Origin of the sequence: Microbacterium karelineae, from assembly GCF_009745985.1 — a bacterium.
Taxonomy (GTDB): Bacteria; Actinomycetota; Actinomycetes; order Actinomycetales; family Microbacteriaceae; genus Microbacterium; species Microbacterium karelineae.
The window spans coordinates 88,276-109,538 of sequence record NZ_WFIX01000184.1; the positions used below are offsets into that span (position 1 = coordinate 88,276).

Sequence of the window (21,263 nt, forward strand, 5' to 3'; positions counted from 1 at the left end):
GAGTTCGTGCGTGGCGGGGTTATTTCCCTCAGAAGGAGACAGCGTGACCAAGATCATGAAGCGAGCGGCCATGAGCGGCATCGCAGCGGCGAGCGCCGCGATCCTCCTCGCAGGCTGCGGTTCGGCCCCCGAGGAGTCGGGCGGATCCGAAGGCGGCGACGCGGCACCCGACTTCCTGCCCTGCCTCATCTCGGACGAGGGCGGTTGGAACGACCGTTCGTTCAACCAGTCGGCCAAGGAGGGCATGGACCGAGCGGCGGAGGAGCTCGGCGTGACCCCCGTCGAGATGGAGTCGACCAACGCGAACGACTACGGCCCCAACCTCGAGCAGCTCGTCCAGCAGGGCTGCGACTTCATCGTCTCGGTCGGCTTCAACCTCTCGGCGGCGACCGTCGAGTCGGCGACGGCGAACCCCGACGTGAACTACGCGATCATCGACGACTGGGCTGATGGCGACTTCGACGGCGAGACCGACGCGCCGAACATCCGCCCCCTCGTCTTCAACACGGCTGAGGCCGCGTACCTCGGCGGGTACGCCTCCGCCGCCTGGTCCGCGCAGACGGGTGTCGAGAAGGTCGGCACCTTCGGCGGCGGAGAGATCCCGTCGGTCATGGTCTTCATGGACGGCTTCCAGCTCGGCGTCGAGCGGTACAACGAGGACAAGGGCGCCTCCGTCGACGTCATCGGCTGGGACACCGAGGAGCAGTCCGGCCTGTTCACCGGCGGCTTCGAGGCGAACGACACCGCGCGCCAGACGGCGCAGCAGGTGCTCTCGCAGGGCGCCGATGTCATCCTGCCCGTCGGCGGCCCGATCTACACCTCGGCGATCGCCGCGATCCGCGAGTCGTACCCCGACGCGCTCATGCTCGGCGTCGACAGCGACCTCGCGGTGAAGGAGCCGGACAACGCCGACCTCACCCTCGTGTCGATCATGAAGGCGATCGATCAGGCGACGTTCGACGCGACCGTCGATGCCTCCGAGGCCGGCGCCGACTTCGACGTCACGCCGTATGTCGGCACGCTCGAGAACGAGGGCGTGGGCCTGTCGGAGTTCCACGACTTCGAGGGCGAGCTCCCCGACGGCCTGACCGACGAGCTCGCGGCGCTGCAGGAGCAGATCGTCGCCGGCGAGATCGAGGTCGACTCGCCCAACTCGCCGTGACGCGCATCGCGCGCTGACGGCATCCGCCACACGCGCCTCGGGGCGACCGGATCCCCATCCGGTCGCCCCGAGCGGCGCGTGGCGTCGCCCTTCCCCGACCCCTCTGTCCTCGTGGCAGGCCCTCAGGTTAGGTTGACCCTATGAAGCTCGAGCTCCGCGGCATCACCAAGCGGTTCGGCAGCCTCGTCGCCAACGATCGCATCGACCTCGTCGTCGAGCCGGGAGAGATCCACGCGCTGCTCGGCGAGAACGGCGCGGGCAAGTCGACGCTCATGAACGTCCTCTACGGCCTCTACCAGGCCGACGAGGGCGAGATCGTCATCGATGGCGCCGCGCGCCACTTCCGCGGGCCCGGCGACGCGATGGCTGCCGGCATCGGCATGGTGCACCAGCACTTCATGCTCATTCCGGTGTTCACGGTCGCCGAGAACGTCGCCCTCGGCCACGAGAACACGACGCGGATCGGCGCCCTCGACCTGGCGCACGCGCGCGAGCAGGTGACGCGGATCGCCGAGCGCTTCGGCTTCCACGTCGATCCCGACGCGATCGTCGAAGACCTCCCTGTCGGGGTGCAGCAGCGCGTCGAGATCATCAAGGCCCTCGCGCGCGACGCGGAGGTGCTCGTCTTCGATGAGCCCACGGCCGTGCTCACGCCGCAGGAGACGGACGAGCTGATGGCGATGATGCGCCAGCTGCGCGAGGAGGGAAGGGGCATCGTCTTCATCACGCACAAGCTGCGCGAGGTGCGCGAGGTCGCCGACCGCATCACCGTCATCCGTCGCGGAGCGGTCGTGGGAGAGGCGTCCCCGACCTCCACGAACGCGGAGCTCGCGAGCCTCATGGTGGGGCGTGCGGTCGAGCTCACCGTGCACAAGGCGCCCGCGCAGCCGCAGGAGGGCGGCCTCAGCGTGACCGATCTGCGCGTCCGGGACGAGCACGGCGCGGTGATGGTCGACGGCGTCAGCTTCGACGTGCGTCCCGGCGAGATCGTCGCGATCGCCGGCGTGCAGGGCAACGGCCAGACCGAGCTGACCGAGGCGCTCATGGGTCTCGAAGAGCACGTGAGCGGCTCGATCCGGCTCGGCGGGACCGAGCTGACGGGACGCAGCGTGCACAGGATCCTCGACGCCGGCGTGGGCTTCGTGCCGGAGGACCGGATGATCGAGGGCCTCGTCGGCTCCATGACGATCTCGGAGAACCTGATCCTCGACCGCACCGACACGGGCGAGTTCTCCCGCGGCGGCACGCTGCAGCGCGGCGCCATGGACGACTTCGCGCGCGCCCGCATCGAGGAGTTCGACATCCGCGCGCAGGGTCCCCACGCGGCCGCAGGCACGCTGTCGGGCGGGAACCAGCAGAAGGTCGTCGTCGCGCGCGAGATGAACCGCGACATCAAGCTGCTCATCGCGGCGCAGCCGACGCGCGGCGTCGACGTCGGATCGATCGAGTTCATCCACAGCCGCATCGTCGCCGCGCGCGACGAGGGGCTCGCCGTCATCGTGGTCTCCACCGAGCTCGACGAGGTCGTCGCGCTCGCCGACCGCATCGCAGTCATGTACCGCGGGGAGATCGTCGGCATCGTGCCGGGTGACACCCCGCGCGACACGCTCGGCCTCATGATGGCCGGCGCCGACGTCGAGGAGGGCGCCGAGTGAGCGCGCAGACAGAGCAGACCGCCGAGGCTCCGCGCGGCAGCGAGATCATCCGCGAGATGCTGCGCGGCAGCCTCGTCACGACGATCCTCGCCTTCGTCGTCGCGCTCGTCGTCGGCGGCATCCTCATCGCCGCCACGAGCGAGGAGGTGCGGGACGCGGCCGGTTACTTCTTCGCGCGCCCGGGCGACACGTTCGTCGCGCTCTGGAACTCCGTCGGCGGCGGGTACGCCGCGCTGTTCCGCGGCGCGATCTACAACACCACGGCGGACGGCTTCCTCACGGGGATCCGCTCGCTCACGAACTCGATCGGATACTCGGCGCCGCTCATCGCCGCGGGCCTCGGCGTCGCCCTCGCGTTCCGCGTCGGCATGTTCAACATCGGCGCCCAGGGCCAGATCATCTTCGGCGCCGCCTTCGCCGCCCTCATCACCTTCCCGATGGGGCTGCCGTGGCCCCTGCAGATCGTCATGACCATGCTGGGCGCCGTCGTCGGCGGCGCCGTGTGGGCGGGGATAGTCGGCGTCCTGAAGGCGCTCACGGGGGCGCACGAGGTGATCCTCACGATCATGCTGAACTACGTGGCGGTCTACCTCGTCACGTGGATGGTGTCGACGGCGGGCGTGCTGCAGAAGGCCGGCAGCAACCAGCCGATCTCGGATCCGACGCCGTCGTCGGCGGTGTTCCCGAGCCTGCTCGGCCCGCGCTTCCCGGCGCTCGACTGGGGCTTCGTGTTCGTGCTCCTCGCGGCCGTCTTCGTCTACTGGCTGCTCGAGCGGTCGACGCTCGGCATGCGGATGCGCGCCGTCGGCGAGAACCGCCACGCGGCGCGCGCGGCCGGGATCGACGTGAAGCGGATCTACATCTACGCGATGCTCTTCGCCGGCGGCCTCGCCGGGCTCGCCGCGGCGCAGCAGATCCAGGGCGCCGTGACGAGCGGGTTCACGAGCACGATCGATGCCGGCTTCGGCTTCGATGCGATCACGGTGGCCCTGCTCGGGCGCAGCCGCGCGTTCGGCACCGTCGCGGCGGGCCTCCTCTTCGGCGCGCTCAAGGCGGGTTCCTACGCGATGCAGGGCGCCGAGGGGATCCCCGTCGACATCGTCCTCGTCGTCCAGGCCGTCGTCGTGCTGTTCGTCGCGGCGCCGCCCCTCGTGCGCACGATCTTCTTCCTGCCCAAGTCGGCACAGGAGATCCAGGCGAAGAACCGAGCCAAGATGGCGAAGAAGGCGGTGGCGCGATGAGCGACCAGGTCGTCCACGATCCGCAGACGACGCCCGACGAGGGGCCCGTCGAGCGACAGCACGTGCGCACCCGGAAGTGGAAGCTCCCGATCACGCTGGGCAGCATCACGGTGCTCCTCGCCCTCCTGTTCCTGTTCGTCCCGCGCGGGGGGATCGCGGTGTTCCGCCTCGCGGGCGGCCCGTCGACGATCCAGCTCGGCGACCTCTCGGTCCCGGCCATGCCGGCCGCGTACATCAGCCTCGCGCTCCTCGCCGCGCTCACAGCGTGGACCGTCGTCGACAGCGCCGCCTATCGGCGCACGGTCATCTGGGTGCCGATCGCGTTCGCGGCGTTCGGGATCTTCGGCTTCCTCGCCTGGGCGGGGGCCGACGGCCTCATCCCCGTCGTGAGCCTCCTGTCGGGGGCGCTCTCGCTCTCGGTCCCGCTCGTGCTCGGCGGCCTCGGCGGCGTGATCGGCGAGCGCGTCGGCGTCGTCAACGTCGCGATCGAGGGCCAGCTCCTGCTCGGCGCCTTCAGCGCCGCCGTGCTGTCGTCGATCACCGACAACCCGTTCATCGGCCTCCTGGGAGCCATGGTCGGCGGCGTGCTCGTCGCGCTCGTCCTGGCCGTGTTCTCGATCAAGTACGTCGTCGAGCAGGTGATCGTCGGTGTCGTGCTGAACGTGCTCGTCCTCGGCCTGACGACGTTCCTGTACGGGATCGTCCTCGTGCCGAACGAGCTCGTGCTCAACCGCGCGACGCGATTCCCGAGCTGGCCGATCCCCGTGCTGAGCGAGATCCCCGTGATCGGCCCCGTGCTGTTCAACCAGACGTTCATCGTGTACTTCATGTACATCGCGGTCGGGCTCGTGGCGTGGGGGCTCTTCCGCACCCGCTGGGGCCTCCGCCTCCGCGCCGTCGGCGAGCACCCGCAGGCCGCGGACACCGTCGGTATCAAGGTGAACCCGACGCGCTTCTGGAACGTCACGCTCGGAGGCGCGATCGCCGGCGCGGGAGGCGCGTACTTCACGCTCGTGTCGGTGCCGCAGTTCGGCGAGAACATGACCGCGGGCCTGGGCTTCATCGCCCTCGCGACGGTCATCTTCGGCCAGTGGCACCCCATCAGGGCCGCGCTCGCGGGCCTGCTGTTCGGGTTCGCGAACCAGCTGCAGGGTCTCCTCGTCGTGCTCGGCACCCCCATTCCGAGCGAGTTCATGCTCATGCTCCCGTACCTCGTGACGATCCTCGCCGTCGTCGGATTCGTCGGCGGATCGCGGGCTCCGGCCGGCACGGGCAAGCCGTACATCAAGAACTGAGGGATCCATGACGGACATCGACTGGGACGGCCTGCGCGAGACGGCGATCGACGCCATGCGCCGGGCGTATGTGCCGTACTCGAACTATCCCGTCGGGGCCGCCGCGCTCGTCTCGGACGGGCGCGTCGTCGCCGGCTGCAACACCGAGAACGCGTCATACGGCGTCGGCCTGTGCGCCGAGTGCGGCCTCGTCTCGAACCTCGCGATGACGGGCGGCGGTCGCCTCGTGGCCTTCGTCTGCGTCAACGGCGCGGGCGAGACGATCATGCCGTGCGGGCGCTGCCGGCAGCTGCTCAACGAGCACGCCCTGCCGGGCATGCTCTTCGAGACGGTCTCGGGGATCCGCACGATCGACGAGGTGCTGCCCGACGCGTTCGGGCCGCGCGACCTCGAGCACATGGCCGGCTGACCGGCCGCATGACAGACACCTTCTGAGGAGACCGATGACCGAGCCCTTCGACGCCGTCGATGTGATCCGGACCAAGCGCGATGGCGGGGCGGTGCCCGAGCCGGCCCTCCGCTGGCTGATCGACGCCTACACCCGCGACTACGTCGCGGATGCGCAGATGTCCGCCTTCACCATGGCCGTCCTGCTCAACGGCATGACCCGCGACGAGATCCGCGTCATGACCGACGCGATGATCGCGTCGGGCGAGCGCATGAGCTTCGCCGGGCTCGGCAAGCCGACCGCCGACAAGCACTCGACGGGGGGAGTGGGCGACAAGATCACCCTGCCGCTCGCGCCGCTCGTGGCGTGCTTCGGCGTCGCCGTGCCGCAGCTGTCCGGGCGAGGCCTGGGCCACACGGGCGGCACGCTCGACAAGCTCGAGTCGATCCCCGGCTGGCGCGCGGCTCTGGACAACGATGAGATGTTCGCGCAGCTGCGCGGCGACGTCGGGGCGGTCATCTGCGCGGCGGGGTCGGGCCTCGCCCCGGCTGACAAGCGCCTGTACGCGCTGCGCGACGTCACCGGCACCGTCGAGGCGATCCCCCTGATCGCGTCGAGCATCATGTCGAAGAAGATCGCCGAGGGCACCGAGTCGCTCGTGCTCGACGTGAAGTTCGGATCCGGCGCCTTCATGAAGGACGAGTCGCGCGCCCGCGAGCTCGCCGAGACGATGGTGGCGCTCGGAACCGACTCCGGTGTGAAGACGACGGCGCTCCTCACCGACATGTCGACGCCTCTCGGCCTGACGGTGGGCAACGCGAACGAGGTGCGCGAGTCGATCGAGGTGCTCGCGGGCGGCGGCCCTGCCGACGTCGTCGAGCTGACGGTCGCGCTCGCCCGCGAGATGCTCCGCATGGCGGGCGTCGACGGGGATCCCGCGGACGCGCTCGCCGATGGGCGCGCGATGGACGCCTGGCGGCGGATGATCCGCGCGCAGGACGGCGATCCGGACGCGAGCCTGCCGGTGCCCCGCGAGACGCACGTCGTCACCGCGGAACGCGACGGCGTCCTGCAGTCGCTCGACGCGTTCGCCGTCGGGCTCGCCGCGTGGCGCCTCGGCGCGGGCCGCGCGCGGGCGCAGGATCCGGTCGTCCACGCCGCGGGGATCGACCTGCACGCGAAGCCCGGCGATCGAGTGCGCGCGGGGCAGCCGCTGCTCACGCTGAACGCCGACGACGCGGGCCGCTTCGAGCGGGCCCTCGACGCCCTGGCGGGCGCGTACGAGATCGGCGATACTGCACCCGGGGCCGCACCGATCGTGCGCGACCGCATCACCGCCGGATGACCGGCCGCCGTCAGGAGAATCGCATGGCTCGTCCGCAGAGGTCCCGCTCACCCCGCCGCGAGGCGCACGTCGGCGGCGTGCCGATCCGCAGCCTCCCCAAGGTGTCGCTGCATGACCACCTCGACGGCGGCGTGCGGGCGTCGACCGTATGGGAGCTCGCGCGCGAGGCCGACATCGAGCTCCCCGCCGCGGATGCGCGCGGCCTCGCCGAGTGGTTCGCGGAGCAGGCGGCGTCCGACTCGCTCGTCGAGTACCTGAAGACCTTCGAGCTGACGATCGCGGTGATGCAGTCGGCCGACGCCCTCACCCGGATCGCGCGCGAGTTCGTCGAGGACCTGGCGAACGACGGCGTCGTCTACGGCGAGGTGCGCTGGGCGCCCGAGCAGCACACGGACGCCGGGCTCACGCTCGAAGAGGCCGTGCAGGCGGTGCAGGACGGTCTCGACCAGGGTGAGGACGGCGCGGACGAGGCCGGCCACTCCATCCGGGTGAATCAGATCCTCTCGGCCATGCGGCAGGGCGACCGGTCCGCCGAGGTCGCGCGGCTCGCCCTCGACTTCCGCGACGACGGCGTGGTCGGCTTCGATCTCGCGGGGCCGGAGGACGGCTTCCCGCCGTCGCGGCACCGAGAGGCGCTCGACCTGCTGGCGCGAGAGTTCTTCCCCGTCACGCTGCACGCGGGCGAGGCGGCGGGCGTCGACTCGATCCGCAGCGCGCTGCTCGACGGGCGCGCGCTGCGCCTCGGGCACGGCGTGCGGATCGCGGAGGACCTCGAAGAGGCCTCGTCCGAGGGCGACGAGGTGCACGTGCGCTTCGGCGACCTCGCGCGCTGGGTGCGCGACCGCGAGGTCGCGCTCGAGCTGTCGCCGAGCTCGAACCTCGGGACCGGCGCGATCGCGGCGTGGGGCGATCAGATCGAGGACCACCCGTTCGACCTGCTGTACCAGCTGGGGTTCTGCGTGACGGTCAACACCGACAACCGCCTCATGAGCCGCACGACCCTGACGCGCGAGATCGCGATCCTCGTCGAGGCGTTCGACTACGACCTCGACGACGTGCTGCAGTTCCAGCTCAACGCCGCCGCGGCGACGTTCCTCCCCGTCGAGCAGCGCGAGGAGCTGATCGACCTCATCACGGAGGGATTCGACCGCTAAGGGGTCGCGCGCCTCAGCGCGTGCCCCAGCTGTAGAGCTGCTTGCGCAGGTGCAGGTAGAGGAAGGTCTCGGTCGAGGCGACGCCGGGGATCCCTCGGATCTCGGAGTTCAGGATCTCGATGAGCTCGTCGTCGCCTTCGCAGAGCACCTCGGCGATGATGTCGAACGAGCCCGCCGTGAGGACGACGTAGATCACGAACGGCAGCTCGCTGAGCGCGTCGGCGACGGCGCGCGCGTCGCCGGAGACGCGGATCCCGATCATCGCCTGCCGCGCGAATCCCATCTGCACGGGGTCGGTCACGGCGACGATCTGCATGACCCCCGACTCGGTCAGGCGCTGTACGCGCTGACGCACGGCGGCCTCGCTCAGGCCCACGCTCTTGCCGATCTCGGAGTACGATCGCCGTCCGTCCGTCTGCAGCAGCTCGATGATCGCCTTCGACGTGTCGTCGAGGCTCGGGGCGGTGCGCTTCGAGGTCATGAGGCGATTCTTCCATCCTTCGCCGGATCTGCCGACTTCGTCGACACTTGGAGCATATACCTTCGAAAACCGTAGTTCTAGACGAGTTGGACAACTGATTTCGTTGCAATCGGGTCTCATGTCGCCTATGCTCGCGGGAAGGTCCTGCCGGACCGCATGCGAAGGAGATGCACATGACCGAGATCACACGCGACGTCGTCATCGTCGGGGCCGGACCGACCGGCCTGCGCGCGGCGGCAGACCTCACGGCGCGCGGCGTCACCGTGGCCGTGCTCGAGGCGCGCGACCGCGTGGGCGGCCGCACCTGGACGGACGACGTCGACGGCGCCATGCTCGAGATCGGCGGACAGTGGGTGTCGCCCGATCAGGAGGCGCTGCTCGAGACGCTCGACGAGCTCGGCCTCGAGACGTTCGCGCGCTACCGCGAGGGCGACAGCCTGTACATCTCGAAGGCGGGTGAGCTGACCCGCTTCACGGGCGACATCTTCCCCGTCGCGCCCGAGACCGAGGCGGAGCTCGTGCGGCTCATCTCGACGCTCGACGCGCTCACGGCCGAGCTCGATCCCGAGCGGCCCTGGGCACACCCGCGCGCGGAGGAGCTCGACCGGATCTCGTTCGAGGCCTGGCTCGCGGCCGAGACCGACGACCAGGAGGCGCGCGACAACATCGCCCTCTACATCGGGCCCGCGATGCTGACGAAGCCGGCGCACGCGTTCTCGACGCTGCAGGCGATGCTCATGGCCGCGAGCGCGGGCAGCTTCTCGAACCTCGTCGACGCGGACTTCATCCTCGACAAGCGCATCGTCCAGGGCATGCAGGCCGTCTCGCACGGCCTCGCGGAGCGCGTCGGCGATGATGTACACCTAGGTCAGCCCGTGCGGCGGATCGAGCACGGCGCGGACGGCGTCGTCGTCACAAGCGACGGGATGACCGTGCGGGCGAAGCGCGTCGTGCTCGCACACGCGCCCGTGCTCTACAATCGCATCACCTTCGATCCGCCGCTGCCGCGGCGCCAGCACCAGATGCACCAGCACCTCTCGATGGGCTTCGTCATCAAGGTGCACGCCGTCTACGATCGCCCGTTCTGGCGCGAGGACGGGCTGTCCGGCACCGTGTTCAGCCCGTACCAGATCTGCCACGAGGCGTACGACAACACGAACCACGGCGACGACCGCGGAACGCTCGTCGGCTTCGTCTCCGACCACCACGCGGACGGCGTGTTCGAGCTGTCGGCCGAGGAGCGCAGGGAGCGGATCCTCGACTCGCTCGCCGCGTACTACGGCCCTCAGGCGAAGGACCCCATCGTCTACTACGAGAGCGACTGGGGCGCCGAGGAGTGGACCCGCGGCGCGTACGCCGCGAGCTTCGACCTCGGCGGCCTGCACCGCTACGGGGCCGATGTGCGCACGCCCGTCGGCCCGATCCACTTCGCCTGCAGCGACATCGCGGGCGCCGGATTCCAGCACGTCGACGGCGCCATCCGCATGGGGCGCCTGACCGCGAACACCCTGATCGCCGAGCTCGGCGCCTGACGCCGGCCGACGCCGCCCCGCCCTCACCGTCAAGGAAGACACATGAGCGACAAGACAGCAGACAGCCCCACGGCCGTGGCCGATCCCGGAAAGCCAGGCCTCATCACGGAGATCATCTCCCGCAAGGGGCTCGCCGTCGGCGCAGTGGGGCTCTTCGGCGCCACGGTCATCGGCGTCTCGACAGTGGCCCCCGCCTACACGTTCACGATCTCGCTGGGGCCCGCGGCCGCCGAGGTCGGCACGCACGCGCCGGCCGTGATCCTGCTGGGGTTCATCCCCATGCTCCTCGTCGCCTTCGGGTACCGAGAGCTCAACAAGGCGATGCCGGACTCCGGCACGACCTTCACCTGGGCGACGCGCGCCTTCGGCCCGTGGGTCGGGTGGATGGCCTCGTGGGGGCTCGTCATCGCGACGGTGCTCGTCCTGTCGAACCTCGCGGCGGTCGCGGTCGACTTCTTCTTCCTCCTGATCTCGCAGCTGGCGGGGGATCCCGCGATCGCCGACCTCACGTTCAATCCGTTCATCAACGTCGCGGTGTGCCTCCTGTTCATGACGGGAGCGGCGTACCTGTCCTTCCGCGACATGAAGGAGTCGAAGGTCTTCCAGACCGTGCTCGTCGCGTTCCAGCTCGCGATCCTGCTCGGCTTCGCGACGATCGCGATCATCAAGTCGGTCTCGGGCGGCGTCGCGACCGCGATCCCCTTCGAGCTGTCGTGGTTCGATCCGTTCACGGCCGGCGGGCTCTCCGCGGTGGTCGCGGGGCTGTCGGTGTCGATCTTCATCTTCTGGGGCTGGGACGTCGTCCTCACGATGAACGAGGAGACCACCAACCCGACCCGCACCCCGGGCCGCGCCGCGACGCTGACGGTGTCGATCGTCGGCGTGCTGTACCTGTTCCTCGCGGTCGCGCTCATGATGTACGCGGGCGTCGGCGAGGGCGAGGGCGGCCTCCTGAACGGGGCGATCGTCCAGAACGTGTTCTTCGGGCTCGCCGACTCGATCCTCGGCCCGTTCGCCTTCCTCATCTCGCTCGCCGTCCTGCTCAGCTCGGTCTCGTCGCTGCAGTCGACGATCATCGGCCCCGCCCGGACGATGCTGGCGATGGGGCACTTCAAGGCGCTCCCCGCGCGGTTCGACACGGTCAACCCGACGCACAAGACCCCCGCGTTCGCGATCGTGGTCTCTGTGGCCATCGCCGGCGGCTTCTACGCGGTCATGCGATTCATCAGCGAGAACGTGCTGTGGGACACGATCCTCACGCTCGGCATGATGGTCTGCTTCTACTACGGCCTGACGGCCTTCGCCTGCGTGTGGTACTTCCGCCGCCAGTGGTTCGACTCCGTGGGCGCGTTCCTCAGCAGGTTCCTCGCGCCGCTCGTCGGCGGGATCATCCTCCTCGCGATGTTCATCATGACGATCCGCGATGCGCTCGACCCCTCGTACGGTTCGGGTGAGAACATCGGAGGGGTCGGAATCGTCGGGCTCCTCGGCGTGCTGATCATCGGCATCGGCGTCGCGATCATGATCGTGATGGCGATCCGGCAGCCCGACTTCTTCCGCGGCAAGGTGCTTGCCGTGCACGCAGCAGAGAGCGAGAAGGTGAACCGATGAGCGAGTACGCAGTCGTCGACCCCGCGACGGGGCAGACCGTGTCTACCTACGAGACGGCGACCGATCCCGAGATCCAGGAGGCGATCGCGTCGGCACAGGACGGGTACGCCGCGTGGCGGCTGACGTCCGTCGCCGACCGCGCGCGCGTCGTGCGCCGCATCGCCGAGCTGCACCGCGAGCGCCGCGACGAGCTCGCGGCGGTGATCGTCCGCGAGATGGGCAAGCCCCTCGCCGCGGCGGAAGGCGAGGTCGACTTCGCGGCCGACATCGTCGAGTTCTATGCCGACAACGCGGAGCGGATCACGGCGGATCAGCCGATCGACATCCTCGGCTCGGGCACGGGTGTCGTGCGCCGCGCCCCGCTCGGTGTGCTGCTCGGCATCATGCCGTGGAACTTCCCCGCCTATCAGGTGGCCCGCTTCGCGGCGCCGAACCTCATCAACGGGAACACGATCATCCTCAAGCACGCGCCGCAGTGCCCCGAATCGGCCGCGATCCTCGAGGAGATCTACTCGGACGCCGGGCTGCCGGCCGGCGGGTATGTCAACGTCTATGCGACGAACGAGCAGGCGGCGACGATCATCGCGGATCCGCGCGTGCAGGGTGTGTCGGTGACGGGGTCCGAGCGGGCCGGATCGGCCGTCGCGTCGCTCGCCGGGCAGCACCTCAAGAAGGTGGCGCTGGAGCTCGGCGGATCCGACCCCTTCCTCGTGCTGTCGACCGACGACCTGGACCAGGTGGTGCAGAGCGCCGTCGACGCGCGCCTGGACAACAACGGCCAGGCCTGCAACGGCGCCAAGCGCTTCCTCGTGATCGACGAGCTGCATGATGCGTTCGTCGAGAAGTTCGCGGCGGCGATGGGCGCGGCGAAGCTCGGCGACCCCATGGCCGAGGACACGGTGCTCGGCCCGCTGTCGTCGCTTGCGGCGGCGGAGCGCCTCGAGGAGCAGGTCGACCGCGCCGTGGCGCAGGGGGCGACCGTCGTCGTCGGCGGCCCGCGCGAGGGGGCGTTCTTCCCCGCGACGGTGCTGACGGGCGTCACGCCCGAGATGGACGTCTATCGCGAGGAGCTGTTCGGCCCCGTCGGCGTCGTCTACCGCGTCGGCGACGAGGACGAGGCCGTCCGCATCGCGAACGACACGCCCTTCGGGCTCGGCTCATATGTCTTCACGACCGACCCGGAGCAGGCCCAGCGCGTCGCGGACCAGATCGACGCGGGCATGGTCTACGTCAACTGCGTGCTGGCCGACAGCGCGGAGCTGCCGTTCGGCGGCGTCAAGCGCAGCGGCACCTCGCGCGAGCTCGGCCTGCTCGCGGCGGACGAGTTCGTCAACAAGAAGCTCGTCCGCGTGGCGTGACGCGCCGCGACCCGCGCGAACGTACAAGAGATCCGCGAGATCACACGAAGTGGTGTGTGATCTCGCGGAATCTGTGTGCGCTCGCGGTCAGGGCGCGTCGATGAACGCCTTCGCGAGTGCCTCCGCGCCGCGGGCCGCGAGCGTCACATCGGCGCCGACGAGCAGGAAGCTCGCGCCCTCGCCCGCGTAGCGGCGCGCCTGGTCAGGGTCGAAGGCGTTGACGCCGACGGGGGTGCCCACGGCGCGGACGCCCGCGAACGCCCGGGCGACGGCCGCCGTCACGTCCGGGTGCGTCTGCTGCCCGATGAGCCCCATCGACGCGGCGAGGTCGCTCGGGCCGACGAACACGCCGTCGACGCCGTCGACCTCCGCGATCGCGCGGGTGTTGTCGACACCGGCGAGCGTCTCGACCTGCACGATCACCGAGACGTGCTCTGACGCGTTCTGCAGGTAACCCTCGATGCGGTTCCATCGTCCCGATCGGGCGAGGGCGCTGCCGACGCCGCGGTGTCCGCGGGGCGGGTACGACGCATGCGCGACCGCGGCCTCCGCCTCGGCCGCCGTGGAGACCATCGGCACCATGATCGTTCGAGCGCCGAGGTCGAGCACCTGCTTGATCCACACGGCGTCGTTCGCGGGCACCCGCACGACGGTCGCGACGTCATAGGCGGCGGCGACCTGGAGCTGCACCTGCACGCTCTCGAGCGAGCTCGGCCCGTGCTCCATGTCGATCATCAGCCAGTCGAGCCCGGAGCCCGCCATGATCTCCGCCATGACGGGCGAGCCCGAGCAGACCCAGCCGCCGAAGAGCGCGCGGTCGGCGTCGGTCAGGAGGCGGCGCAGGGTCGGGGTCAGTCGAAGCGGCATGTGATGGTTCCCATCGGCCCGTAGTCGGCGAACACCGTGTCGCCCCGCTCGACCCACATGGGCCGGGTGTAGCTGCCCGCGAGGATGATCTCGCCGGCCTCGAGACGAGCCCCGTGCTCGTGGAACTTGTCGGCCAGCCACGCGACTCCCGTCGCGGGGTGGCCCAGGACGCCGGCGGCGACGCCGGTCTCCTCGATCGTCTCGTTCCGATACAGCAGGGTCGAGACCCAGCGGAGATCGAGCTGATCGGGGCGCGTGGGAACGCCGCCGGTCACCATCGCGCCATAGGCCGCGTTGTCGCTGATGGTGTCGACGATCGTACGTCCCTCCAGCTCGATGTGCGAGTTGAGGATCTCGAGCGCGGGGGTGACATACTCGGTGGCGCGCAGCACGTCGATCAGCGTGCAGCCCGGCCCCTCGAGGGGTTCCTTCAGCAGGAACGCGAGTTCGACCTCGATGCGCACATTGCTGAACCTCTCGAACGGGAGAACCGCGCCGGTCGACCAGACGGTGTCGTCGAACATGACGCCGTAGTCGGGCTCGGTGATGCCGGTCGCCTGCTGCATCGCCTTCGAGGTCAGGCCGATCTTGCGCCCGACGAGGCGGCGGCCCGCGGCGAGCTGCGCATCGCGCCACACGCCCTGGATCGCGTACGCGTCCTCGACGGTCGCCTCGGGATGACGGGCGGTGATGCGGGGTATGACGCCGTGCGTGCGCTCGGCCTCGGCGAGCTCCGCGGCGAGGGTCTGGACGTTCTCGGGAGTGAGCATGGCAGTCAGAGCTGGTGTCCGAGCTTGTACTCGCCCTGCTTCCACTCGGGCATCTCCCGCTCGTCCTCCTCGCGCGTGTACGAGAACCCATCGGCCCCGATCGTGACGGCCATCTCGCTGTCGTCCGTGCGGGCGACGACAGGCTGCGGGTTTCCGTCGAGATCGAGAACGAGCGACGCGTCGGTGTACCAGCTCGGCACAACGGGGTTCCCCCAGAAGTCGCGGCGCTGATTGTCGTGCACGTCCCACGTGATGACGGGGTTGTCGGGGTCGCCCGTGTAGTAGTCCTGCGTGTAGACCTCGACACGGTGGCCGTCGGGATCGCGCAGGTACAGGTAGAAGGCGTTAGAGACGCCGTGACGCCCCGGTCCGCGCTCGATGGCGTCGCTGCGACGCAGCGCGCCGAGCTTGTCGCAGATCGCGAGGATGTTGTGCTTCTCATGGGTCGCGAAGGCCACGTGGTGCATGCGGGGGCCGTCGCCGCCGGTCGCGGCCGTATCGTGCACGGTGGGCTTGCGGCGCATCCACGCGGCGTACACCGTGCCCGCCTCGTCCTGGATGTCCTCCGTGACGCGGAAGCCGAGGTCCTGGTAGTGGCGGACGGCCCGCGGCACGTCGGGGGTGACCTGGTTGAAGTGGTCGAGGCGCACGAGCTCACCGGGGCTCTGCCGGTCGTAGCGCCAGCTCAGCCGTTCGACGTGGCTCGTCGTGTAGAAGAACTCGTACGGGAAGCCGAGCGGATCCTCGACGCGCACCGAGTCGCCGATGCCCTTCGTGAAGCCGTCCTCGCGGCGCTCGACGCGGCAGCCGAGCTCCGTGTAGAACGCGACGGCCCTGTCGAGGTCCTCCGGCGTCCGCACCCGGTAGGAGAATGCCGCGACGGCGGCGACGGGGCCGGTGCGCAGCACCAGGTTGTGATGGATGAACTCCTCCGTTGAGCGGAGGTAGATGGCGTCGTCGTCCTCCTCCGTGACGTGGAGGCCGAGGATGTCGACGTAGAACTCGCGGGATGCCGCGAGATCGGTGACGACGAGATCCATGTATGCGCAGCGGAGGATATCGGGCGCGGGCGACGCGGGGGTCGCCACGGCATCGCGTGCCTCGATGGGGGCCTCCTGGGACACGAAGAAGCCCGAGGAGGTCTTCGTGCCGCGGCGGTCGGTCTGCGGGGTATCGGCGGTCATGATCAGCGTCCTTGCTCTCGTCGGGTGGTCTCAGGCCTTGCCGAAGCTCGGGTTGTGCACCTTGCCGAGGGTGATGTGCACGGCCTGCTGGTCGGTGTAGAAGTCGATCGAACGGTATCCGCCCTCGTGGCCGAGGCCCGAGGCCTTCACTCCGCCGAAGGGGGTGCGCAGATCGCGGACGTTGTTCGAGTTCAGCCACACCATGCCGGCCTCGATCGCCTGCGAGAAGTTGTGCGCGCGCTTCAGGTCGTTCGTCCAGAGGTAGGCGGCGAGCCCATAGCGCGTGTCGTTCGCGAGCGCGAGCGCCTCCTCGTCGGTGTCGAACGGAGTGATCGCGACGACGGGGCCGAAGATCTCCTCCTGGAAGATCCGGGCGTCGGGGGAGACGTCGGCGAAGACGGTCGGGGCGACGAAGTTGCCCTCGTCGAAGCCGTCGGGGCGGCCGCCGCCGGCGACGAGGCGCCCCTCGCCCTTGCCGATCTCGACGTAGCTCATGACCTTGTCATAGTGCTCGGGGTGCACGAGCGCGCCGACCTCGGTCGCAGGGTCGTCGGGGAAGCCCACCCTCACGCGCTTCGCCTGGGCGGCGTAGCGCTCGACGAACTCGTCGTACACGTCCCGCTGCACGAGGATCCGGGATCCTGCCGTGCAGCGTTCGCCGTTGAGCGAGAAGACGCCGAAGATCGTCGCGTCGATCGCGGCGTCGAGGTCGGCGTCGTCGAACACGATCGCCGGCGACTTGCCGCCGAGCTCCATCGACAGGCCCTTGAGGTACGGGGCGGCGTTCGCGAAGATCAGCTCGCCAGTCTTCGATTCGCCCGTGAACGAGATCAGGGGCACGTCGGGGTGCTTCACGAGCGCATCGCCCGCGTCCTCCCCGAGGCCGTTGACGAGGTTGAATACGCCCTCGGGCAGCCCGGCCTCCTCGAAGATCCCCGCCCACAGCTGCGCCGAGAGCGGCGTGAACTCGGCGGGCTTCAGCACGACGGTGTTGCCCGTCGCGATCGCGGGACCGAGCTTCCACGACTCGAGCATGAACGGCGTGTTCCACGGCGTGATGAGCCCCGCGACGCCGATCGGCTTGCGGTTGACGTAGTTGATCTGCCGACCCGGCACCTTGAAGGTGTCATCGGCCTGCGCCACGATCAGGTCGGCGAAGAAGCGGAAGTTCTCGGCGGCGCGGCGCGCCTGGCCCTTCGCCTGCGTGATCGGCAGGCCCGAGTCGAACGACTCCATCTCGGCGAGCTGGTGGTCGCGCGACTCCACGATGTCGGCGATCCGGTGCAGCACGCGCGAGCGCTCACGCGGCAGCATCCGCGGCCAGGGGCCGGAGTCGAACGCCTCCTTCGCGGCCGCGACGGCGGCGTCGATGTCGGCCTTCTTGCCGGCCGAGGCCTGGATGTAGGTGCTGTTCGTCACGGGGTCCAGCACGTCGAAGGTGTCGCCGTCGATCGAATCGACGAACGCGCCGCCGATGTAGTGACGGATCCGCTCGGGCAGGTCCTGGGGCAGCGATCGCTGGTGGTCGGTCATCTGTCGTCTCCTCGTCATCCGGAAGGTTGGGGCGCGTCAGCGCGACGCGCGGTTGTCGAGATAAGCGTTCATGGTGCGCCACCGGTGCTGGCGGGCGGCGTCCTCGATCTCCGAGGGAGCGGCCCCCTCGCGCACGAGGCGCAGGATCTCGTCGTGCTCGTCTACCGACTCCGTCGCGCGGGCCGGCACGAACGCGAAGGTCGAGTCGCGCACATTGTTGAGGCGGGCCCACCCGCGCTCGACCAGGTCGCGCAGGTGCGGGTTGGGGCACTCCTCGAAGAGAATCGTGTGGAACTGCTCGTTCAGCACGGTGAACTGGTGCGGATCGAAGTGCGCGAGCATCTCGCGCATGCGCGCGTTGAGATGCTCGGCGCGGTCGAGGTCGTCGGGCGTGATGTGGTCGGCGGCGAGCGCCATCGCGGCGCCCTCGAGCACGCCGAGCGTCTGCATCGCGTGCACGTACTCGTCGGGATCGGCGAGAGCGACGCGCGCGCCGACGTTGCGCTCGAACGTGACGAGCCCCTCGGCCTCGAGGCGTCGAATCGCCTCGCGCACGGGCACGACGCTCATGTCGAGCTCGCGCGCGATCTCGCCGAGCACGAGGCGGTACCCGGGGCCGAATTCGCGCGACGTGATGCGCGCGCCGACCCACGTATAGGCGCGCTCGGACTTGCTCATCGTCGTGGTGTCGCTCATGCGGGTCCCCCGCTCTCCGCCTCGTAGCGGGCGCGCCACTCGGCGTTCATCGGGAACAGGCCGTCGACGGCCGCGCCGCGCCGCACCTGCGCGCCGATCCAGTCGTCTTCGTCCTCCTGCGCGAGGGCGGCGTCGACCGCCTCTTCCGCGAGGCCCGGCGGGACGACGATGACGCCGTCGTCGTCGCCGACGATGATGTCGCCCGGCTGCACGGCGGCGCCGCCGCAGGCGATCGTCACATCCGACTCCCACGGCACGTGGACGCGGCCGAGGACGGCGGGGTGACCGCCGGCGGCGAAGACCGGGATGTCGAAGCCCGCGACGAGGTCGGAGTCGCGCACGCCGCCGTCGGTGACGATGCCGGCGGCGCCGCGCGTCTGCGCGCGCAGGGCGAGGATGTCGCCGAGCGTGCCGGATCGGCGTTCGCCGCGGGCCTCGATCACGATGACCTCGCCCTCCTTCACGGAGTCGAAGCAGCGCTTCTGTGCGTTGTAGCCGCCGCCGTGTGCGGAGAAGAGGTCCTCGCGCAGCGGGACGAACCGGAGCGTCTTGGCGACGCCGACGAGTTTCGCGCCTTTCTCGAGCGGCTGCACTCCGTCGATGAAGCAGGACCGGATGCCGCGCTTCCGCAGCTGCTGCGACAGCCCCGCGACGGGGCACCGCTCGAACTTGGCGCGGAGCGCGGGATCCATCGCGGGTGCGCCGAACGGCGCCAGACCCGCCGCCTCGCGGGATCCCCACGCCTCCTCCCGCTGGTGGTCGTCGACTGCGGGGAGCGAGCCGAGGTCGGGATCGAAGTCACCGGGGCCCTCGACGACGCGCGAGATGAGCCGGCCCGTGGTGGGGGCGCCGTCGGCGGAGGGCGCGTCGACCTCGACCTCGACGACGTCCCCCGGCACGGCGACGGACGAGCCCGCGGGCGTCCCCGTGACGATGATGTCTCCCGGCTCGAGCGTGACGTGCTGCGAGACGTCGGCGATGAGCTGGCGGAACGGGAACAGCATGTGCGCGTCGGCAGTCGTGTCGTCCTGCACGAGCTCGCCGTTCCGCCACGTGCGCACGCGGAGGGCGTCGGGCGCGACGCCCCGCGCGTCGATGAGCCCGGGCCCGAGAGGTGTGTAGCCGTCACGCCCCTTGTTGCGCAGATTGGATCCCTTGTCATTCGCACGCAGGTCGTACAGTCCGAAGTCGTTCGCCGCGGTGACCCAGCCGACGTGGTCCCAGGCGCGCTCGGGCGAGATGCGGGATCCGGCGGTGTCGACCACGAGCGCGATCTCGCCCTCGAAGGCGAGCAGCTCGCATCCCGCGGGACGGGCGACGTCGGATCTGCTGGCGGCGATCGAGCTCGTCGGCTTGAGGAAGTACGACGGGTGCGCGGGGCGTCGGCCGCGCTGGTCGGACCGCGACACGTAGCTCAGGTGCACCGCGATGATCTTGCCGGGCGGGAGGGGGAGCGCGGCGAACCGCGGATCGTCGGATCGGGTGTTCGTCATGGCGCCTGTGCCTTCCGCCGCTGGTGTTGTATCTGAAATCGTATACTATCGTCCACGCATCCACTACAAGGGAGTATTCGATGTCCTCAACCTCACCCCATCTCACGCCCACCGGAACGATCTCGGGCACGCGCGATCGGCGCCGCGTCGCCTTCGCGACCGTCGCCGGGACGACGATCGAGTGGTACGACTACTTCATCTACGCGATGGCGGCCGGACTCGTCTTCGGCGAGCTGTTCTTCCAGCCGGCGGGCGAGGGGGTTGCGACGATCCTGTCGTTCGCGACCGTCGGAATCAGCTTCCTCTTCCGTCCTCTCGGTGCGTTCCTCGCCGGCCACTTCGGCGACAGGATCGGGCGCAAGCCGGTGCTCGTGATGACCCTGATCCTCATGGGCTGCGCGACCGCGCTGGTCGGCGTCCTGCCGACCTACGCGTCGGCGGGGGTCCTCGCGCCGATTCTCCTCATCATCCTGCGCGTCATCCAGGGCATCTCCGCGGGCGGCGAGTGGGGCGGTGCCGTGCTCATGGCGGTCGAGCATGCGCCGGCGAAGCGCCGCGGGATCTTCGGGGCGATGCCGCAGATCGGCGTGCCGATCGGTCTGCTGCTCGCGAGCGGCATGATGCAGATCATGAACGCCGTGTTCCCCGGTGACGCGTTCCTCGAGTGGGGGTGGCGCGTCCCCTTCCTGTTCAGCATCGTGCTCATCGCACTCGGCTACTGGATCCGCCGCGGCGTCGAGGAGAGCCCCGTGTTCGCCGAGATCGCCGCGCGCAAGGAGAAGACGAAGGCGCCCGTTGTGAAGCTCTTCGCGCGCTTCACGCCCCTCGTCGTCCTCGCGGCCTTCGTATTCGCCGGAAACAACGCGATCGGCTACATGACCACGGGCGGTTACATCCAGAACTACGGCACGGTCGAGCTCGGTCTCGAGCGCGGACCCGTTCTCGCCGCCGTCACCTGGTCCGCCGTCAGCTGGCTCGTGTTCACGGCTCTGGGCGGCTGGATCAGCGACATCATCGGTCGCCGGACGACCTACATCATCGGGTACGTCCTGCTGGGCGCCGCGGCGATCTCGGCCTTCCCGCTCGTCAACGTCGGAACCGTCGCGTCGCTGACGACGGCGCTGCTCCTGCTCACGGTCGGGCTCGGGCTCACCTATGGCCCGCAGTCGGCCTGGTACGCCGAGCTGTTCCCCTCGTCGGTGCGGTTCTCGGGCGTCTCGATCTCGTATGCCCTCGGATCGATCGTCGGCGGCGCCTTCTCGCCGACGATCGCCGCGTGGATCTTCGAGTCCACGGGCGACGCGGTGAACATCGGGTACTACCTGCTCGGCATGGCGCTCCTCGGGCTCGTCGCGACGATCCTGCTGCGCAGCCGCAACGGGATCAACCTGCGCCCGGGCGCGGAGGAGGAGCAGCGCCGGGGCATCTACGCCTGGGAGAAGCCCGCCTCCTGACCCGGCGACGATTCTTCATTTCTGGCACATCTCCGCAGGGTGTG

18 protein-coding genes are annotated in these 21,263 nt (G+C 69.8%); 11 read left to right on the top strand and 7 right to left on the bottom strand.

The features are described from left to right. Window positions 1-55: 55 nt before the first annotated feature. The 7 genes from GB932_RS11770 to GB932_RS11800 all read left to right on the top strand — a co-directional run bounded on the left by GB932_RS11770 (window position 56) and on the right by GB932_RS11800 (window position 8,240). On the top strand, window positions 56-1,162 hold the full coding sequence (locus GB932_RS11770) for a BMP family lipoprotein (RefSeq protein WP_156760966.1): 1,107 nt from the start codon (window positions 56-58) through the stop codon (window positions 1,160-1,162). Window positions 1,163-1,302: 140 nt separating this feature from the next. Next, window positions 1,303-2,817 (top strand): ABC transporter ATP-binding protein, encoded by a 1,515-nt coding sequence (locus GB932_RS11775; protein ID WP_156760892.1) that lies wholly within the window; start codon window positions 1,303-1,305, stop codon window positions 2,815-2,817. Between the two features lie 56 nt (window positions 2,818-2,873). Next, window positions 2,874-4,058 carry an ABC transporter permease gene (locus tag GB932_RS11780; protein ID WP_156760967.1) on the top strand — a complete coding sequence of 395 codons (1,185 nt, stop codon included), beginning with the start codon at window positions 2,874-2,876 and terminating at the stop codon, window positions 4,056-4,058. Further along, entirely contained in the window at window positions 4,055-5,353 is a 1,299-nt protein-coding gene (locus tag GB932_RS11785; protein ID WP_156760893.1) for an ABC transporter permease, read from the top strand. Before GB932_RS11780 ends, GB932_RS11785 begins: the two co-directional genes overlap by 4 nt. Window positions 5,354-5,360: 7 nt before the next feature. Next, window positions 5,361-5,762, top strand: a complete 402-nt coding sequence (locus GB932_RS11790; RefSeq protein WP_156760894.1) for a cytidine deaminase — start codon at window positions 5,361-5,363, stop codon at window positions 5,760-5,762. 34 nt (window positions 5,763-5,796) lie between these two features. Further along, window positions 5,797-7,086, top strand: coding sequence for a thymidine phosphorylase (locus tag GB932_RS11795; RefSeq protein WP_156760895.1), 1,290 nt, complete (start codon window positions 5,797-5,799; stop codon window positions 7,084-7,086). A 23-nt stretch (window positions 7,087-7,109) separates the two neighbouring features. Beyond that, window positions 7,110-8,240, top strand: coding sequence for an adenosine deaminase (locus GB932_RS11800; RefSeq protein ID WP_156760896.1), 1,131 nt, complete (start codon window positions 7,110-7,112; stop codon window positions 8,238-8,240). Between the two features lie 13 nt (window positions 8,241-8,253). Here GB932_RS11800 and GB932_RS11805 read toward each other — a convergent pair whose 3' ends face one another. Beyond that, complete coding sequence (locus GB932_RS11805; protein ID WP_156760897.1) at window positions 8,254-8,721, bottom strand: Lrp/AsnC family transcriptional regulator; 468 nt, start codon at window positions 8,719-8,721, stop codon at window positions 8,254-8,256. A gap of 173 nt (window positions 8,722-8,894) precedes the next feature. On the opposite strand from GB932_RS11805, the gene GB932_RS11810 reads away from it, so the two are divergent. Genes GB932_RS11810 through GB932_RS11820 form a run of 3 tightly spaced genes read left to right on the top strand, consistent with a single transcriptional unit; the run spans window position 8,895 to window position 13,222 of the window. Next, window positions 8,895-10,253, top strand: coding sequence for a flavin monoamine oxidase family protein (locus GB932_RS11810; protein ID WP_156760898.1), 1,359 nt, complete (start codon window positions 8,895-8,897; stop codon window positions 10,251-10,253). 42 nt (window positions 10,254-10,295) lie between these two features. Beyond that, entirely contained in the window at window positions 10,296-11,864 is a 1,569-nt protein-coding gene (locus tag GB932_RS11815; protein ID WP_156760899.1) for an APC family permease, read from the top strand. Further along, the gene (locus GB932_RS11820; protein WP_156760900.1) at window positions 11,861-13,222 is read left to right on the top strand and encodes an NAD-dependent succinate-semialdehyde dehydrogenase; all 1,362 of its coding nucleotides are present in this window, start codon (window positions 11,861-11,863) and stop codon (window positions 13,220-13,222) included. The genes GB932_RS11815 and GB932_RS11820 overlap by 4 nt, the downstream gene beginning before the upstream one ends. An 87-nt stretch (window positions 13,223-13,309) precedes the next feature. Here GB932_RS11820 and GB932_RS11825 read toward each other — a convergent pair whose 3' ends face one another. From GB932_RS11825 to GB932_RS11850, 6 genes are read right to left on the bottom strand one after another with little or no spacing between them, the layout of a single operon-like run. Next, complete coding sequence (locus tag GB932_RS11825; RefSeq protein WP_156760901.1) at window positions 13,310-14,089, bottom strand: HpcH/HpaI aldolase family protein; 780 nt, start codon at window positions 14,087-14,089, stop codon at window positions 13,310-13,312. After that, on the bottom strand, window positions 14,074-14,859 hold the full coding sequence (gene hpaH / locus GB932_RS11830; RefSeq protein WP_156760902.1) for a 2-oxo-hept-4-ene-1,7-dioate hydratase: 786 nt from the start codon (window positions 14,857-14,859) through the stop codon (window positions 14,074-14,076). Before hpaH ends, GB932_RS11825 begins: the two co-directional genes overlap by 16 nt. Before the next feature lie 5 nt (window positions 14,860-14,864). Then, window positions 14,865-16,043 (bottom strand): 3,4-dihydroxyphenylacetate 2,3-dioxygenase, encoded by a 1,179-nt coding sequence (gene hpaD / locus GB932_RS11835; RefSeq protein WP_156760903.1) that lies wholly within the window; start codon window positions 16,041-16,043, stop codon window positions 14,865-14,867. A 30-nt stretch (window positions 16,044-16,073) separates the two neighbouring features. After that, complete coding sequence (gene hpaE / locus GB932_RS11840) at window positions 16,074-17,576, bottom strand: 5-carboxymethyl-2-hydroxymuconate semialdehyde dehydrogenase (protein WP_156760904.1); 1,503 nt, start codon at window positions 17,574-17,576, stop codon at window positions 16,074-16,076. Window positions 17,577-17,612: 36 nt separating this feature from the next. Next, the gene (locus GB932_RS11845) at window positions 17,613-18,272 is read right to left on the bottom strand and encodes a GntR family transcriptional regulator (protein WP_156760905.1); all 660 of its coding nucleotides are present in this window, start codon (window positions 18,270-18,272) and stop codon (window positions 17,613-17,615) included. Beyond that, a complete protein-coding gene (locus GB932_RS11850; RefSeq protein ID WP_156760906.1) occupies window positions 18,269-19,765 on the bottom strand; it encodes a fumarylacetoacetate hydrolase family protein in 1,497 nt (498 codons plus the stop codon). The genes GB932_RS11845 and GB932_RS11850 overlap by 4 nt, the downstream gene beginning before the upstream one ends. Window positions 19,766-19,845: 80 nt before the next feature. Here GB932_RS11850 and GB932_RS11855 point away from each other — a divergent pair, with 80 nt between their 5' ends. Further along, on the top strand, window positions 19,846-21,219 hold the full coding sequence (locus tag GB932_RS11855; RefSeq protein ID WP_156760907.1) for an MFS transporter: 1,374 nt from the start codon (window positions 19,846-19,848) through the stop codon (window positions 21,217-21,219). Window positions 21,220-21,263: the final 44 nt, after the last annotated feature.